General features: G+C 64.1%; 18 protein-coding genes. 10 read left to right on the top strand and 8 right to left on the bottom strand.

Features of this window, described 5'->3' with window-relative positions; translation table 11 throughout:
• Nucleotides 1–30 precede the first annotated feature (30 nt).
• Entirely contained in the window at nt 31–795 is a 765-nt protein-coding gene (locus tag ACVWY6_RS17445; protein ID WP_023954961.1) for a DUF2470 domain-containing protein, read from the bottom strand.
• A gap of 128 nt (nt 796–923) precedes the next feature.
• Here ACVWY6_RS17445 and pheA point away from each other — a divergent pair, with 128 nt between their 5' ends.
• Nucleotides 924–1,847: a prephenate dehydratase gene (gene pheA, locus ACVWY6_RS17450; RefSeq protein ID WP_457540198.1), complete on the top strand. Its 924-nt coding sequence runs from the start codon at nt 924–926 to the stop codon at nt 1,845–1,847.
• A complete protein-coding gene (locus ACVWY6_RS17455) occupies nt 1,844–2,509 on the top strand; it encodes a histidine phosphatase family protein (protein WP_457539715.1) in 666 nt (221 codons plus the stop codon). Before pheA ends, ACVWY6_RS17455 begins: the two co-directional genes overlap by 4 nt.
• A gap of 11 nt (nt 2,510–2,520) precedes the next feature.
• Here ACVWY6_RS17455 and ACVWY6_RS17460 read toward each other — a convergent pair whose 3' ends face one another.
• Together ACVWY6_RS17460 and ACVWY6_RS17465 are read right to left on the bottom strand one after the other, a co-directional pair.
• A complete protein-coding gene (locus ACVWY6_RS17460; RefSeq protein ID WP_437423534.1) occupies nt 2,521–2,871 on the bottom strand; it encodes a metallopeptidase family protein in 351 nt (116 codons plus the stop codon).
• A 3-nt stretch (nt 2,872–2,874) separates the two neighbouring features.
• Entirely contained in the window at nt 2,875–3,978 is a 1,104-nt protein-coding gene (locus ACVWY6_RS17465; RefSeq protein ID WP_457539717.1) for a septum formation family protein, read from the bottom strand.
• A gap of 130 nt (nt 3,979–4,108) precedes the next feature.
• Here ACVWY6_RS17465 and ACVWY6_RS17470 point away from each other — a divergent pair, with 130 nt between their 5' ends.
• Together ACVWY6_RS17470 and serS are read left to right on the top strand one after the other, a co-directional pair.
• Nucleotides 4,109–4,525 carry an ankyrin repeat domain-containing protein gene (locus tag ACVWY6_RS17470; RefSeq protein ID WP_457539718.1) on the top strand — a complete coding sequence of 139 codons (417 nt, stop codon included), beginning with the start codon at nt 4,109–4,111 and terminating at the stop codon, nt 4,523–4,525.
• 10 nt (nt 4,526–4,535) lie between these two features.
• Complete coding sequence (gene serS, locus ACVWY6_RS17475) at nt 4,536–5,804, top strand: serine--tRNA ligase (RefSeq protein ID WP_023954949.1); 1,269 nt, start codon at nt 4,536–4,538, stop codon at nt 5,802–5,804.
• Here the strand turns inward: serS and phoU are convergent, their stop codons facing one another.
• Nucleotides 5,805–6,458, bottom strand: coding sequence for a phosphate signaling complex protein PhoU (gene phoU / locus ACVWY6_RS17480; protein ID WP_317712735.1), 654 nt, complete (start codon nt 6,456–6,458; stop codon nt 5,805–5,807).
• A gap of 496 nt (nt 6,459–6,954) precedes the next feature.
• On the opposite strand from phoU, the gene ACVWY6_RS17485 reads away from it, so the two are divergent.
• Nucleotides 6,955–7,866, top strand: coding sequence for a hypothetical protein (locus ACVWY6_RS17485; protein WP_457539721.1), 912 nt, complete (start codon nt 6,955–6,957; stop codon nt 7,864–7,866).
• The gene (locus ACVWY6_RS17490) at nt 7,863–8,369 is read left to right on the top strand and encodes a hypothetical protein (protein ID WP_023954945.1); all 507 of its coding nucleotides are present in this window, start codon (nt 7,863–7,865) and stop codon (nt 8,367–8,369) included. Before ACVWY6_RS17485 ends, ACVWY6_RS17490 begins: the two co-directional genes overlap by 4 nt.
• 60 nt (nt 8,370–8,429) lie before the next feature.
• On the opposite strand, the gene ACVWY6_RS17495 is transcribed toward ACVWY6_RS17490, so the two are convergent.
• Nucleotides 8,430–9,278, bottom strand: a complete 849-nt coding sequence (locus tag ACVWY6_RS17495; protein ID WP_062795637.1) for an SDR family oxidoreductase — start codon at nt 9,276–9,278, stop codon at nt 8,430–8,432.
• A gap of 123 nt (nt 9,279–9,401) precedes the next feature.
• Here ACVWY6_RS17495 and ACVWY6_RS17500 point away from each other — a divergent pair, with 123 nt between their 5' ends.
• A complete protein-coding gene (locus ACVWY6_RS17500; protein WP_023954941.1) occupies nt 9,402–9,821 on the top strand; it encodes a ChaB family protein in 420 nt (139 codons plus the stop codon).
• 47 nt (nt 9,822–9,868) lie between these two features.
• On the opposite strand, the gene ACVWY6_RS17505 is transcribed toward ACVWY6_RS17500, so the two are convergent.
• On the bottom strand, nt 9,869–11,047 hold the full coding sequence (locus ACVWY6_RS17505) for a zinc-dependent alcohol dehydrogenase (protein ID WP_457539723.1): 1,179 nt from the start codon (nt 11,045–11,047) through the stop codon (nt 9,869–9,871).
• Nucleotides 11,048–11,221: 174 nt separating this feature from the next.
• On the opposite strand from ACVWY6_RS17505, the gene ACVWY6_RS17510 reads away from it, so the two are divergent.
• From ACVWY6_RS17510 to ACVWY6_RS17520, 3 genes are all read left to right on the top strand, one after another.
• A complete protein-coding gene (locus tag ACVWY6_RS17510) occupies nt 11,222–12,049 on the top strand; it encodes a SigB/SigF/SigG family RNA polymerase sigma factor (protein ID WP_023954937.1) in 828 nt (275 codons plus the stop codon).
• A gap of 115 nt (nt 12,050–12,164) precedes the next feature.
• On the top strand, nt 12,165–12,575 hold the full coding sequence (locus ACVWY6_RS17515; protein WP_457539725.1) for an STAS domain-containing protein: 411 nt from the start codon (nt 12,165–12,167) through the stop codon (nt 12,573–12,575).
• 268 nt (nt 12,576–12,843) lie between these two features.
• Nucleotides 12,844–13,233, top strand: a complete 390-nt coding sequence (locus ACVWY6_RS17520; RefSeq protein ID WP_400722921.1) for an ATP-binding protein — start codon at nt 12,844–12,846, stop codon at nt 13,231–13,233.
• 45 nt (nt 13,234–13,278) lie between these two features.
• On the opposite strand, the gene ACVWY6_RS17525 is transcribed toward ACVWY6_RS17520, so the two are convergent.
• Both ACVWY6_RS17525 and ACVWY6_RS17530 read right to left on the bottom strand, forming a co-directional pair.
• Nucleotides 13,279–14,805 carry an FAD-dependent oxidoreductase gene (locus ACVWY6_RS17525; protein WP_457539727.1) on the bottom strand — a complete coding sequence of 509 codons (1,527 nt, stop codon included), beginning with the start codon at nt 14,803–14,805 and terminating at the stop codon, nt 13,279–13,281.
• A gap of 225 nt (nt 14,806–15,030) precedes the next feature.
• A complete protein-coding gene (locus ACVWY6_RS17530) occupies nt 15,031–16,596 on the bottom strand; it encodes an MBL fold metallo-hydrolase (protein WP_062794726.1) in 1,566 nt (521 codons plus the stop codon).
• Nucleotides 16,597–16,683 lie beyond the last annotated feature (87 nt).

The following is a 16,683-nucleotide window of genomic DNA, read 5'->3' on the forward strand; positions in this document are numbered from 1 at the left end:
GAGATTACTGGCGCTTTCTGCGCAGCGGCGTCAGCTCTGGCCGGGCAGGCTGTTGATGTAAGGGCAGCCGGCCAAGGCGCGCAGGGCACGCGACAACTCGAAGACGTCGTGAACCGGTCGTGGGAACGACAGTCGAACATCGGAGTCGCTCTCGGGTCCCTCGATACGGAGCCGGACGCCGAAGCGGTCGATGCCCAACGGGCGCACCTGGCCTTCGCGCAGTTCTGCCGGCAGCCGGCCGCTCAGCGCGGCGACCAGATCGGCGTGATCCTCGTCGAGGTGGGCGACCCAATCGGCCTCCAACTCCCAGAAGGGGTCCGGCGCGGCTGCGGCCAGCTCTGGCGTGGACACCGAGGCGGCCCCGGATGAATTGGCAAGAACCGCGGAGGACAGGTTCAGGCGGAGCAGCGAGTAGCCATGACCGATGTCGAGCAGGCCCGCCGACGGGTGGTCGGTGGCGATCTCACAGGCCAGATCCCGTTCGAGATCCGAGGGCACCGAGTGCAGTGCCCCGTTCAGCCAGATCAGGGAACGGACCTGTTCCCGTAGCTCGATGGGGGCGAGGTCGGTCACCTCGACCATCGCAGGCAGTCCCGCTGAACCGGCCTGCCAGGCCAGAGCGCACGCGGCGGAGTCGGAGGGTACGAGGACAAACGCCTGCGAGTCGTACAGGTGCACCATCGTCACCGGCGAGGGTTCGCTGCCCTCGATCGCGAGCATTGCCTCGGTGACGCGCATGCAGGCGGTACGGATCAGCTCGGCGTCTGATGGTCGTGCGGTGGCGATTTTCGACATCTGCTGTCCTCGATGGTCGGCGGAAGGGTGTCACCCTGTCTGCTCGGTGTAGGTAACCCTAACCTAATCACGGGTTGTCTCGTCCCGCAAGCTTTCCGGCGACTCCCGTTCACTGCCGTAATCTTCAAATCGTGCCTGCGATCGCCTACTTCGGACCCTCCGGAACGTTCACCGAGATGGCTCTGGAGCAACTGCTCACCGAGAATCCGTCGTTCGGGGACGACGGTGATGTCGAACGCGTCAGCGCCACGAGCCCGGGCCGAGTGATTGATCTCGTCCGTCAAGGTGAGGTCGCCTACGGATGCGTTCCGATCGAGAGCTCGGTGGAAGGGTCCGTGCCGGCGACCCTGGACGCGCTGATCAAGGGTTCCAGGGTGCAGATCTTCGCCGAAACCGTCCTGGACATCGCCTTCACCTTGGCCACCCGTGGGCCGATGGCCTCCTCGGACATCACGACGATCGCCGCCTACCCGGTGGCCTCGGCACAGGTTCGCGAGACGCTCGAGCGCGACTATCCCGGGGCGCAGCTCGTCACCAGCGGATCCAATTCGGCGGCCGCGCAGGACGTGGTGGAAGGCAAGGCGGATGCCGCGATCACCACGCCGCTGTCGGTCCGGCTCTACGGCCTGCACGCGTTGGCGACGGGCGTCGCCGATTCGGACGAGGCCAAAACCCGCTTCGTGCTGGTGGGCCGGCCCGGTCCGGTCCCCGCTCGCACCGGCCGCGACCGCACGTCGGTGACCCTGGACCTGCCCAACGTCCCGGGTTCGCTGATGGCTGCCATGTACGAGTTCGCGACGCGCGGCATCGACCTGACGCGTATCGAGTCACGACCCAGGCGGGAGCCGGGCGGCTTCTTCTTCAATCTCGATGTGGTGGGTCATCTCGACGATCCGCCCATCGCCGAAGCGCTCGGGGCCCTCCACCGACGGGCCACGGCGATGCACTTTCTCGGCTCGTGGCCGTCGGCCCGGCCCAACGGCACCCCGCCGCCCAGCCATCAACAGAGCGATCAGTGGCTCGAATCGATCAGGCAGGGTCTGGACCGATGAGCTCATTGCATCTCGTGCGGCACGGCGAAACCACCTCGAACGTGCTGCAACGACTCGACACCGCATTGCCAGGCGCGGGTCTCACCGACTTCGGCGCACGTCAGGCCGCCAGGTATGCACTCGAACGACCTGACGTCGCGAACCCGGTGCTGTTCTCGTCGCAGGCACTACGAGCTCGGCAGACGGCCGACCTGATCGGTTCGGTGTGGGAAGTGCAGAACCAGGTACTCGACGGCTTGCACGAGGTACAGGTCGGCGACCTCGAGGACCAGACGTCCGAAGACGCACACAAGGTGTTCTCCACCACGGTCCGCAGCTGGTTCGCCGGCGACCTCGGCGCGCGGTTGCCCGGTGGTGAATCACTGAACGACGTCTACGAACGTTTTCTGCCTGTCATCGAGGACATCGCCGACCGGTACCTGCAGGCCGACGGTTCCGGTCCCGATGTGCATCTGGTGAGTCACGGCGCGGCCATCCGGCTCGTCGCAGCCCGCCTGGTGAACATGCCGACCGAGTTCGCGCTCGCCCACCACCTCGGGAACACAGGATCGATCGAACTGACCCGGACCGCCGACGGATGGACATGCCTGCGGTGGGGGAGCGAATTGCCGCCGTTCCGGCGTGACGACGAACCAGAGCTCGCCCGCGACCCGATGGGCTAGTCGCTCCGGTCTCAACCCCACCCGTTGGCGTGGAGCCAATCGTCGGAGATTCCGAAGTGATGTGCGATCTCATGGACCACCGTGATCGCGACCTCTGAGATCACCTCGTCCTCGCTGTCGCACATGTCGAGGATGGGCTCGCGGTAGATGGTGATGGTGTCCGGAAGGGTGCCGCCGTAGTGGCTGTCGCGTTCGGTCAGTGCGATTCCGTAGTACAGCCCGAGTAGGTCGGGTTCCTCGGGATGGTGCGGCTCGACCAGGACCACCACGTTGTTCATCGCAGCGGCGAGTTCTTCGGGGATGGTGTCGAGCGCATCGGACACCAGTTCGTCGAACGCGTTGTCCGACATGACAACCGGCATCGGTCAGCCACCACCGCCGCCGGCCGGCGCCGGGGTTTCGATCGGATTGGGTTCGATGCCGGGGGGCAGTGGCACCGGCGATGGGATGAGGCGTCCAGGAGGCTCGACGGGTGGCGGGGTGGGCACCTTGCCGTTGATGAGCAGGGTCCCGGTCGCGGCGTCGCCGACCAGCGTCGCGAATCCGCCCTGATCAGGCAAGCCGATGTAACACACCACTTTTCGGCTACCTGCCAGCCAACTCGGCTCGGCGAGTGTGGACCACTGCAGGTTGAGGGTGGTCTGTGTCAGCTTGTCGGGGCCGCCGAGGAACTGGCTGGTGACGTCGGGGCAGGTGGTCTTGAGATAGTTGTCCTGTTCGGCCACGGGGGGATACGGCGCACCCGCCCCCGTGGGGTCGAATCTCGCCGAGAGGTCGACCACGGACGTGACCTGAAAAGCGTGGGGCTCAGCGCAATCCACCGGGTCGGTGGGCTTGCGGGTGGCCGGGTCGATCCCGATGCAGGTTCCCTCTGGCCACTGCTGCGACTGGTCCTGGTCGCGCACCAGGCCGGCGAACGGCTTCAACGTGCCCGTGGTGCCCGACAACTGCAGCCCACAACGCAAACTGCGTTCGCCGTCCGTCCACTGCTGTTGGGAGGGATACATCAGCCCGATCGAGAACCGCCCGGCCGGATCGAGCTGCCCGCCGAGGTAGTTGTTCACCACCACCGGGCAGTGCTCGTCGCGGATTGCGGTGAACTGCTCGGCGGTGGGCCACGGCGCGTCCTCACCGAACTGGACACCCGGGTAAGCAGCGGTGTCCACTGATCCGGCGACCTCGAACATGTGCTCGGCGGTGCAGTCGACCTTGGACTGTTTGGCCGGTAGGTCCACCGGCCAGGTCAGGCAGTCGCCGGCAACCGACTCCGAGAACGGGCTCGACCGCGCCGACGTCTTGGCGTCGCCGATCTCTTCTCCGTCGACCTTGCCGGGATCGTCGAAGCCACCCAGCACAGCAACTACGCCTGCGCAGATCACCGCACCCGCGAGGATGGCGGCAAGCAGCACCCTGACCGGGTGTCGAAGCACGTGACCCAGTCGATCCCGTCGGCCGTCTCTGTCAACCATCGGTGTCCATCATGCACTGAGGACTATTGCCGCGAGACGAAACCCTCGTGCGCATGGCCCGCGTTGTGCACTGAGGGCTGTGGCCGCGAGACGAAACCCTCGTGCGCATGGCCCGCGTTATCGTCGGAGGATGGAATCAGACGCGCGAGGCGATGAATCCGACGCCGTGACGCCGAGCGAGGACGTGGCCGAGCTGGCCGGACGGCTGTTCGACATGGCGCGGTCCGGTGACACGGCCGTGCTCGACTATGTGAAAGCCGGTGTGCCGGTCAATCTGACAAACGGCGCCGGCGACACCCTGCTGATGCTGGCGGCCTACCACGGGCATCACGACGTGGTGTCCGGGCTGATCGAATCGGGTGCCGACGTCAACCGCGTCAACGACAAGGGGCAGACGCCGCTCGCCGGCGCTGTCTTCAAATCGCATGACGACGTGGTGCGAGCGCTCATCGCCGCGGGGGCCGATCCGGACACGGGGCACCCCACCGCGCGTGATGCCGCTTCCATGTTCGGGCGCGAAGATTACCTGGGGCTGCTCGACCAGTAGGGTTTCCAGAGTGATCGACCTGAAGATTTTGCGCGACAACCCCGACCTCGTCCGGGCATCTCAACGCACCCGCGGTGAGGATCCCGGCCTCGTGGATGTGCTGCTCGCCGCCGACTCCGAGCGTCGGGCCGCCATTGCCGAGGCCGATCAGCTGCGCTCGGAACAGAAGGACCTCGGCAAGCTCATCGGGAAGGCGCCCGCCGAGGACAAGCAGGAACTGCTCGCCCGGGGCAAGCACCTCGCGGACCAGGTCAAAGCCGCTCACGCCCGTGAATCCGCGGCCGACGAGAAAATGGCTGCCGCTCATCGCGCCATCAACAACATCGTGGCGCCGGAGGCACCTGCCGGTGGCGAAGAGGACTTCGTCCTCGTGGAGACCGTGGGCGAGCCCACCCCGATCGAGGACCCCAAGGACCACCTGGAGCTCGGCGAGAGCCTCGGATTGCTCGACATGGAGCGCGGCGCAAAGGTGTCGGGCTCACGCTTCTACTTCCTGACCGGACCGGGAGCCATGCTGCAGCTCGGACTGTTGCAGCTGGCAGCGCAGAAGGCGACGGCCAATGGCTTCACCGTGATGATCCCTCCGGTGCTTGTTCGACCCGAGGTGATGGACGGCACCGGATTCCTGGGTGCTCACTCGGCCGAGGTCTACCACCTCGCCGAAGATGATCTGTATCTCGTCGGTACCTCCGAGGTCCCACTTGCCGGCTACCACATGGGTGAGATTCTCGACCTGTCCGCCGGACCCAAGCGGTATGCGGGTTGGTCCAGTTGTTTCCGTCGTGAGGCAGGCAGCTACGGCAAGGACACCCGCGGGATCATCCGGGTGCACCAGTTCGACAAGGTCGAGGCCTTCATCTACTGCAAGCCCGAAGACGCCGAGACCGAACACGAGAAGCTCCTTGGCTGGCAGAAGGACATGCTCGCCGCGATCGATGTGCCGTACCGCGTCATCGATGTTGCCGGCGGCGACCTCGGTTCGTCGGCGGCCCGCAAGTTCGACTGTGAGGCATGGGTTCCGACACAGAACACCTACCGCGAACTCACCTCGACATCCAACTGCACGACGTATCAGGCCAGAAGGCTCCAGGTGCGTTACCGCGGGGACAACGGCAAGCCGCAGGTGGCCGCGACCCTCAACGGGACTCTGGCCACCACCCGCTGGATCGTGGCGATCCTGGAGAACCACCAGCAACCGGATGGCAGCGTGCGGGTGCCGGAGGCGCTGGTGCCATTTGTGGGTTCAGAGATTCTCGCGCCGGCCGCACTCAGGCCTTGATCAGGATGCCGGCTGAGGTAGTTCGCCGGTGACCTGAAAGACGATACGCCGGCCGATCAGCACTGCGTGATCGGCAAAACGCTCGTAGAACCGACCGAGAAGCGTCACGTCTATCGCGGCGGCGACGCCGTGCGGCCACGAGCTGTCGTCGAGGGTCGCCGTCAGTCGGTGGTGCAGATCATCCATGATGTCGTCATCGTCGTGGAGACGGCGCGCATCGGCCGGGTCATGAGTGAGCAGCACATCGCCGACGGTGTGCGACATCGTCACGGCGACCTGTGCCATCTCCGAGAAGTAGGGGGCCACCTCGTCCGGGACGACGCTCGCGGGATGACGCCTTCTCGCTGCTTCGGCGATGTGGACGGCGAGTCCACCCATGCGGTCGATATCGGCGATGATGTGCGTCGCGGCGACAACCGTCCGCAGATCACAGGCCACCGGGGCCTGCCGGGCCAGTAGCAGGAAAGCCTGAGACTCAGCCTTCGCCGACAGCGCCCGTAGGTCATCGTGCGAACTGACGACCTCCTCTGCAGCTGCGAGGTCTGCGCATAGAACGGCGTGACTGGCTCGCTCGACGGCATTGCCGGCAAAAGTGGCCATCGTGCTGAGCGTCGTATTGAGGTCGCGTAACTGGTCGCGGAATGTGCTGCGCATGAGAGTGTCTCTCTGTCTGGAGCCAGTGGCCGAGTGGAGATCGCCGAGCGAGTGATGCACTCGCTGAAAGTGACTGCGCATTCTTAGACAGTTGGAATGGCGCGCGAGCTACGCGCGTGTGATTCATGCTACATGTCTGCTCATCGGTGACGACGCTTTAAATGCAACGCAACCGATTCCGCCAGATTTCAGGTCACAAGGTGCTGATTCGGTTGGAGCCCACGACAGCGACGTGGGTTTACGCATCGACGAGGCTGCACGGAGAGGGTTACGCACGGAGGCCGCGACACCGATGGGTGTCGCGGCCTTCGCGTCAGACAGGACGATGTTCGCCAGTGCGCCTCTCGGCAAGTGGTTGCTCGCAGCAACTTTGGGGTGGTACCCGGGGCAGTGATACGAACACCGTCGGTTCGTACAACGGGCGGACGTACCGCACTATTCCCCGCTCGAGGCGCGTTCGTGCGCGGAAGTGGTCGGGCCCCGACATAATCCCCTCATGATCATCGGGATTCTCGCGGCGTTGTTCGCCTGCATCGCATACGGGGTGTCCTCCGTCATGCAGGCCTACGGCGCACGCTCGGCGAAGCAGGCGGCGGCAGCGCGCGGCGCGAGCGGTTTCGAGACCGACAAGGGCGCACCGACCATGCGATCGACGATGGCCGCGGTCTTGACGACCGCGTTCATCGTCGGAACCGTTCTCGATGTCGTCGGGTTCGGCGGCAGCGCGGTGTCGGCACGTCTCATTCCGCTCTTCCTGTCGCAGACGATCGTCAGTGCGAATCTGGTGGTGACGGCGATCCTCGGCATCTTCGTGCTCGGCATCAACCTCCACAAGAGGGACTGGCTGGCGATCGCCGTCGTGATCGTGGCGCTGTTCGCGCTGGGCATCTCGGCGGACTCCGAAGGCCACGGGCACGACGCCGCCTGGTTCCACTGGGGCCTGCTTGCCGTCACCCTGGTGTTGTTCGCCGGTTCGATCGGATTGATCAGGTGGCTGGGCTCCCGGGCGGCGATTGCCGCCGGGCTGTGCGCGGGCGCGATGTTCGGTGCCGTGGCCATCGCGGTCCGCATCCTGCACGGCATCTCTGACTTCGACGTGGTCGACATCCTCACCGATCCCGCCGCGTACGCGCTCGCTGTCGCCGGAATAGGTGGCTACTACCTCCACACCGTCGCCCTGCAGTTGGGCTCGGTCAACGGCGCGACGGCCGCGCTGGTGGTGGGCGAGACGGTGGTGCCCGGTCTGGTCGGCATCATCTGGCTGGGCGACAACGCACTCCCGGGCCGGACATGGTTGGCTGTTCTCGGCTTCATCTTCGCGGTCGTCGGCGCGGTCACAGTGGCGTGGTCGGGCGCGGTGGAAGCCAGCGCACAGGCCGAGTCCGGAGCAGAGAAGGCACCAGCATGAGCACCACGATGTACAAGCGGTCCACCCGAATGGTCCGCTTCGACGAACTGTCCATGGAGATGACAGCAGCCCTGGCAGAACATGCACAAAGCCACCAGTTGGTTCTCAGCGATGACATGCCGGCCTGGCTCACCTCCAGCCAGAACCTGCCATCCAATTCGCTTCTCGGAAAGGTGTTCCGCCGCAAGGCCAACTGGACCGATCCCGATGCGGCGCACGAGGTGCTCGTGGTCATCCACTCCACGCACCTGATCGTGGTGACAGCGGGTGAGAAGCGGGGGACCGCCGTGTTGTCGGTTCCGATGTCGCAGGCCTCGGCCCGGGTGGGCAGCGCGCTCGAAGACACCTTTGCGGCGGTGGAGGATTCAGGGATCACGCTGGGCGGCTTCCCGGGAGAGCACGGACAAGCCGGTACCTTCTACATCGGGCTCGGTCCCGAACCTGCGGGAGCCGAATGCGCAGAGGCGATCCGTGAGGCGATCACCGAGGCAAAGAACCCGTAATCGGTTGTCCTGCCCGGCCCCAAGGTCACTTCGGCAATCTGGGTTGTCGCCCCGCCGACCTCAGCCGGGTAGCGTTTCGCCGCCAATCGGAGCCAGCACCTCACCGCTGTAGTACGACGACATGGTCTGCGATGCGAAGAACACGTAGGACGGTGCGATCTCGTCCGGCTGTGCGGCGCGACCCATGGGAACCTGCTTACCGAAGTCGGCGACCTTGTCGGCCGGCATCGTCGCGGGGATCAACGGTGTCCAGACAGGTCCCGGCGCAACACAGTTCACCCGGATTCCGCGGTCGACGAGACTCTGCGCGAGCGAGTAGGTGAGCGCGATGACAGCGCCCTTGGTGGCCGAATAGTCGATCAGTGACTTGTTGCCGCGCAACCCGTTGATAGAGCCGGTGTTGATGATCGCCGAACCCTCGCCGAGGTGCTCGAGAGCGGCGTGGGTGACGTGATAGAAGCTGTGGATGTTCACATCGAACGTTCGCTTCCACTGCTCGGGGGTGATCTCAGAGAAGTCCTCGACAACGTGTTGGTAGGCAACGTTGTTCACGAGGATGTCGAGACCGCCCAAGTCCTCGACCGTTCGGCCCACGATCTGGCGGCAGTGCGTGGGGTCGGCCAGATCCCCTGCGTACGTGGTGCATCGGCGTCCTTCGGCTTCGACGAGCCCCTTGGTGTGTGCGGCATCGTCGGACTCGTCGAGGTATGCGATGGCGACGTCGGCACCCTCTTTGGCATAGGCCACGGCGACCGCCCGTCCGATGCCGGAGTCACCGCCGGTGATGAGAGCCTTTTTGCCCTGCAAGAGTCCGCGGCCTTGGTACGACCGCATTTCGTCGTGCGGCTGCTCGCTCATGTCCCCGGTCCGGCCCGGGTACTCGATGTTCTCGGCTGGATGTTCGCTCATGGTCTGCACCTTTCTGTTCCACCGCTGCTTACCCGGCTCTGACCGGGTGAAACCTCGAGTTTGACGGTCCTGCTGACGGGTAACCTCCAGGACCGATCGAACATCTCGAGAAGGAGGAAGCACATGCCGAAGACGACAAAATCGGGTGCGCCGAAGAAGAGTGAGCTGCCCAGTACGTTGATCAAATCGGGCAAGAAGGCACAACGCACCTTCACCAAGACCTACGACTCGGCGATGGACGAATACGGCGACGAGAAACGTGCGCACCGCACGGCATTCTCCGCTCTCAAGCACAGCTTCGAAAAGGTGGGCGACCGTTGGGAACCCAAGAAGAAGAAGGGTCCCTCCGACAGCCGGGCCAAGAGTGGTGGCCCCAATCCCTCAGGTAAGTCTGCCGAGGGTGTGGACGCCAACGCCAGTAAGGATCATCTGGTCAAGGTGGCGAAGCGGCTCGACATCAAGGGCCGCTCTTCCATGAAGAAGAAGGAACTGGTTTCCGCCATCAAGAAGGCGAACAGAAAGAAGACTGCCAAGAACCGGTAAGGGTTCTCGAGCAGTCTTCTCCTGGTTGGCCGTGAGGCCTTCGGGCCTCAGGGACGGAGCAGGATCTTGACCGCGCCGTCCTGCTTCTTGGAGAAGATCTCGTAGGCGTGCGGGGCCTCTTCGAGACTGACCTCGTGCGTGGCGAAGGTGTCCACGCCCAGCGGGTCGTCGTCGGTGAGGAGCGGCATGATGTCGTCCACCCAATGCTTCACGTTGGCCTGTCCCATACGCACATTGATCTGTTTGTCGAACATCGTGCCCAGCGGCAGCGGGTCTGCCTCGCCGCCGTAGACGCCGATGAGAGACACCGTGCCACCGCGGCGGACAGCGTCGATGGCGGTGTAGACAGCCGTGAGCCGGTCCACACCGGCGGTTTTGAACACCGGCTGAGCCACCGCATCGGGAAGGAGGCCGGCGACCGTCTGGACAAGCTTTGCCACGGGCGCACCGTGGGCCTCCATACCCACCGCATCGATGACGGCGTCGGTTCCGCGCCCTGAGGTGCGGTCCCGGATGACTTCCCCGATGTTCTTGTGCGAGCGCATGTCGATGGTGTCGATACCGCGCGCCTTGGCCCGATCCAGACGTTCCGGCACCATGTCCACCGCGACGACGTCGTACCCACGGTGAGCAGCGATGCGCGCACACATGTCGCCGATCGGACCGAGACCGAGAACTGTCACCGTTCCACCGTCGGGCACGTTCGCGTACTCCACGGCCTGCCAGGCTGTCGGCAGAACGTCGGAGAGGTACACGAATCGCGAGTCGGGCGGCCCCTCGGGCACCTTGATGTGGGTGAAGTCGGCCAGCGGGACTCGAAGGTATTCAGCCTGACCGCCGGGAACCTGACCATAGAGCTGGGAGAACCCGAAGAGGGCCGCGCCGCGACCCTCCGACGTGACCTGCGTGGTCTCGCATTGGGTGTGGAGCCCTCTGTCGCACATGAAACAACTGCCACAACAGATCTGGAACGGGATGACCACACGGTCACCCACGGCCAGGTTCTTCACGTCTGCCCCGACCTCGACCACACGTCCCATGGGTTCGTGACCCAGGATGTCGCCGGCATTCATGAAAGGCCCGAGCACCTCGTAAAGGTGGAGGTCCGAGCCACAGATGTTCGTGGTCGTCAGCTCGATGATGGCATCGGTCGGCTCCTGGATCTTGGGGTCCGGTACCGTTTCGACACGCACGTCCCGTTTGCCCTGCCACGTCACTGCTCTCATGAATCCTCCTGGTCGGGTTCGCCCGATTCGTTCCTCGGGCACGCGGGTCGGATACCCATGGAGTGCCGTGGTGAACCCAAGCGCTGCTCGAGAACAGGGCCGCATGACAGGGTGATTGAAGACGAACTCGACGGGGTAACCCAGACGAGTTGAATCAGCAGCGTAGATGGGACCGTGTTGGAGCGAACTCAACCGAAGGCGCGGGTCTCTGACGACTATGCCGACGTCGTGGACTTGATCGCGCGTCTACGGGAGAAAGAGAAGGGCACGCCCGCTGCGGACCGTCTTCGCGACCAGGTCATCACCCGCTGCCTCCCTCTCGCCGAGAACATCGCCCGCCGTTTCAGTGGTCGCGGCGAAAATCATGACGACCTCGTCCAGGTTGCCCGCCTGGGCCTGGTCAATGCGGTGGATCGGTTCGACCCTCAGCACGGTTCGGAATTCGTGTCTTTTGCGGTACCCACGATCATGGGTGAAGTGCGCAGGCATTTCCGGGATGCGGCCTGGGCCACCCGTGTCCCACGTCGGCTGAAGGAGTTGCACAAGTCGATCAGCGACGCCTCGGAAAACCTGTCCCAGCGCCTCGGGCGGGCACCATCGCCCAGCGAGATAGCCGCCGAGCTCGACCTCAGTGTCGCGGAGGTGACCGAAGGCCTCCTGGCGCGTGGGGCTTACCAGGCACTGTCCACCGATTCCGGTGCGGCCGATGACGAGCTCGGCGCCCCATTGCTGGAAACGCTGGGCTCCGAGGATCCCGAGTACGAGCACGTTGAAAGCTATGTCGCGATCCGGCCGGCTCTCGCCAAGCTGTCCGAGCGGGAGCGACGAATCCTGGTGCTGCGATTCTTCGGATCCCAGACCCAGACCGAGATCGCGAAACAACTCGGGATCTCACAGATGCACGTGTCGCGCATCCTCTCCAGCACCCTCGCCAAGTTGCGTGACGAGCTCGGCTCTGACGAAGACGGGGCATTGGGTGGCCCGAATTCCTTCCTGAATTGAACAATGAATTGTAGATTGTTAATCAGGTTGGGAAGGCAGCCGGGCTTTCTGGAGTGGCCTGCTCGGTAGGCGGCGAGCTCCAGGGGCAGTCATCGCCAGTCGGCCGGAGGTTTTCATGTCGCCATCGGAGACCAATTTCTACCCTGAACTACGAGACATCGGCTCCATGACCGAGCTCGGGCACACGTGCACCAGAAAGATCACGTTCTCCTGCACCCGTGCGCATCCCGTCGTTGTCCGGGTCGATGGTGAGATGGACCGCGACACCGTAGTGCTTCTCCAGGACTACCTCGACCATCTGCTCAGCGGAACCAAGGCACTGATCGTCGACCTGTCCGACGTCGACTTCGCACCGTCGTCATGCCTCGAACTGCTCATCGATGTCGCCGATACAGCAGCCACAGGGGATCGGTGGTTTGCGGTGGCCTGCGGGCGACCCGTGAGTCGACCGCTGGAGCTTCTCGGGGACCTGGTCGAATGTTTCGATTCGTTGGAATCGGCACGCCAAGCCACTCCTGCGCAGTAGTAACCCGGCCCGAAACTCGCTCGAGACGGCTTCACTTACGCTCACCGCGGAAGGGTGATGCGGCGCGTGCCCGGACATCGGACTGTGAAATCGTGGGGCTCAGAAGGCACCCTGACTATTTGTTCCGCGAGAGTGCTTAGGGCAGCCATCGTCGGGGTATACGGGGTGAGACCGTAGTAGGAGTAGTGCAAATGTCGATCGTGATCAACACCGTTGGCCGGGGTAACCTGCCCGGTAAAGGGGGATCGAAGTGGTAGTGGGTGACGTCATGCGTATCGACGAAACGGCAGTGGCTCCGGTGAATATCCGGGTGCCCGCCGACAAGTCGCAAGTTGCGATGGTCCGGGCCATCGCCGAGACCTTGGCGGTCCTGGCCGATTTTTCCCTGGATGAGGTAGCCGACATCAAACTGGCCGTCGACGAGGCCGCGATGACGATCATCGGACATGCCGGACCGGGTGCCGAACTCACAGTCGCCTTCACCACAGCCGAGCACCACTTCAACGGCGTGGTCCAGTCGTGGCTCCCGCGCTCTAACTCCTTGCCCCAGACGGGGTTTGGGTGGCATGTGCTGCAGACGCTGACCGAGTCGGTGACCGTCCATGAGGGCGAGGCCGAAAACGATGGCCGTCTGGTCGCAATCGAACTGGTGAAATAACCAGATCCCGTCCGAGCCGACGGCGCCGACCACATCGGCGCGGGCTCAATCGAGCTTGGTGAGCGGCCGGGTGGCTGGCCCCTCGAGGACCGCCCCATCGGCCGCGAAACGTGATCCATGGAGTGGGCAGTCCCACGACTTCTCGGCGTCATTCCAGTTGAGTACACCCGCAAGGTGAGGGCACACCGCCGACACCTTGTGCGTCTGTCCTTCCACGGTGCACACGCCCATCGGCCGGGCACCGTCGCGACGCAGCACCCCGCCGCCCTCGGGAACGGTCTCGTCGGTGGTAGTCGAGGAGCCGGGTTTGATCGCTGCGCCCGCCCACCCCCTGGCCATGTGCAGCCCGACCTCGGCATTGATCACCGCGGCAGACGGGACGCCCACAACCTGCGCGGGGCGGGACGAGTCCAGGTACTCCGCCCACGCCGGACCACCGCCGAGGAGCCGGCCGGCGAGCGCCAACGCAGCAGCCACCCCATTTGTCATGCCCCACTTGGCAAATCCGGTGGCCACGTAGATACTGTCGTGCCCGGGAAGGATCGGTCCCACGTAGGGCAGCTCATCGATCGTGATGTAGTCCTGCGCCGACCACTGATGGGTCAGCTCAGCGGTCGGGAAATACGTTGTGGTCCAGTCGATCAGCTCGTCGACGTGTTCCTGCTCCGATTTGGCCCGCCCCACGGGATGGCCGCTTCCGCCTGTGAGGAGAAGTGGCTCGCCGTTGGGCCCCGGAACCCACCGGACCGACCTCGACGGCTGATCGGCGGCAAGGTACATGCCCGCCATGATCGGCTCCGAGACCGAGAAGGCGGCAGCGTACGAGCGCTCGGGATGGACGCGGGCAAAAAAGCCGCCGCGGTCGAGAATCGGTGTACCGGTGGCCAATACGATCTTCCTGCCACGCACGGTGAGGTCGTCTCCGGTGACGGGGTCCACCTGGTCCGTGCGAAGTATCTGTTCGCCGTCTTTGCTGTGCGCAGACACGACCCTGGTGTTCTCGTAGACCTGCACGCCATGCCGCTGGGCTTCGGCGACGAGAGCTTCGAGGGCATCGAGTGGGTGGAACTGGGCCTGGTCGTCGAGGGCCACTGCCGCCACCGATGGAAACGGTGTCCCGGGATCGTCGACCCAGTGGACGTCGAGGCCCGCTTTCTGGCCGGCTTGGAATTCCTTGCGGATGCTGTCGAGGCCCTTGTCCGACTGCGCGTATGTGTATGCCGTCTCGATTTGGAACGGCACCTCGTGCTGCCCGCAGAAGGCCAGCAGCCATTGCTGCGCTTCGACGTTGGCGTCGACGTACCCGCGCAGCGCAGCGGCCGAGTGCTTGCTCGAGATGGAGGACAGTCGGGTGCCCTGGAGCACACTGACTTTCGCGGTGGTGTTGCCCGTGGCCACGGCGCCGAGTTGTCGGGCTTCGACCAACGCGACGTCGGCACCCGATCGACCCAGGAGCAGCGCAGTGGTCACGCCGGTGATGCCTCCGCCGACAACGACGTAGTCGAAGCGTGAGTCGGTGATGCTTCGAACAGGCGGATCGACCTTGACGCTCTTCATCCACAGTGAGGACACAGCGCTTTGATACCCGCGGCGTCTGCAGTTCAAACTGCTCCCCGCGAAACACCGTTCCGCCGGCATCGATTGAACCGGCGGAACGGGAAAGCGGCGATGAAAGCAGAAAGTTTGAGGGGAGACTCGCTTTTTGAGTCTCCCACGCCGAAGGGAATGGTCACCTCAAACGCCGGAAAAATATAACTCCCGTACGGCTTTGAGGTCAACCGGTCTTAAAAGTCAGCGTCAGGACTCGATTCGAGCGCTGCGCAATTCATGCCCCTTGCTGGTGAGGCACCGTCCGCTGGGCAGGTCCCATGACCAGCCGTGGAGGTTGCAGGTCAGCTTGTCGCCCTCGATGACACCAAATTTGGTCAGATCGGCTTTGAGGTGCGGGCAGCGGCGCTGCAACTTCCAGCCGTCCTTCTCGATGGAGGACGAGTCATCGTGTGCCTCGGCGAACCACCCGTCGGCGTAAGCAATTCGCTCATCGGTCAGACACTTGAAAAACGTGTACAGGAATTCGTTGTATCCGCCGATGCGCCAGGTGGTGAAACGCGTCGAGAGAAAGATCGTGTTGACCCAATCGGGTTCGTTGTCACGCAGGACAGTTCTGACCAACTCGGGCGCAATCCGGAATCCATACCGGTATTTGCCTTCTTTTTCTTTCGGTTCTCGCACTGTGCGGTTGGGGAAGTCGAGGACAACGGTCTCCTCGCCCATCACCAATCCGACCGGGTACCCGATGCCGTCGCAGATCAGATCGCTCTGGGCCATGATCGGCTCGAAGAGCTCCTTGAGAGCGGGCAGCAAGGGGTCACCGACGGCGGGGGCCCACGTGGCCTTCTGCGCTGCGATCACCGGAGCGAACTTCTCGGCCATCCGATCGAGGTATGCGGCCTTGTTGGGGCCGAAGACCTGCTCTGGCGGATACGGATGCGACAACTCGTTGAGCTGTGAGCCCGTGATGTCGACGGTGGAGCCCGACACCATCATCAGGCCGCGGTGCTTCTCCCCGTCGTCGGTGCCCTTCTCCTTCATCTGGTCCAGGAACGTCTCCTGGTCCGGGAAGATGCTCGTGGGGTCGTTCTCGATGTCGTTGAGGTAGCGCAGATCCTCGTCGAGGAACATGGGCGGCCCGGCAGACGGGACGACCCAGGTGGCACCGACCTGCTCGATGTACGACCTCGCCCTGTCCATACCGCGCTGGCGCTTCTGGGCAGCGAAGTTGGCCTTGGAGCGTTTCGGGATGTCGTACACCATCGGGTACCAGATCGCGCCCGAGTACTGAAGCAGGTGCAGGTCGATGTGACCGAACTGCTCAGCGATCACGTCGAGATCCACAGGCCGCGCATCGTTCATGTTGAAGACGGTGGTCTCACCATCGCTGACCACAAGGCCGCTGTCGCCGATGGGACCGTCAGCCGGCGCCCGCAATGCGACGATCATCACGTCGAGACTGCCCTTGTCGTTCGTGACGGTGGTCTTCACCGAGTCCTCGGTCTCCACGAACTTCGTGAACCCCAGCTTCTCCAGTTCGCGGCGCAGGTCCGGCACCGGGTAGTCAGGAAGCAGTACGGTCGCGTCCTTGCTGACGTTGTCGCGCAGGTTCTGCTCGTCGAAGTGGTCCCGATGGAGATGGCTGACGTACAGGTAGTCGCAGTTCCCGAGCGCCTTCCAGTCCAGCTCACTGTTGTCGGGGAACGGCACCCATGAGGCGAAGTAGGCGGGGTTCACCCATGGGTCGCACAAGATCGACCCGGCATCAGTCTGGATGTGGAATCCGGCGTGCCCAATGCTCGTGACCTGCACGTGCTGCCTCCAAAATCGTGGTTATTGCTTCAACTTCTGGTTCGTCGCAATGAGAACCAGAGTATCGACCAGTTCCGGTTGGCCCCT

The sequence above is a fragment of the Williamsia sp. R60 genome (assembly GCF_054063855.1).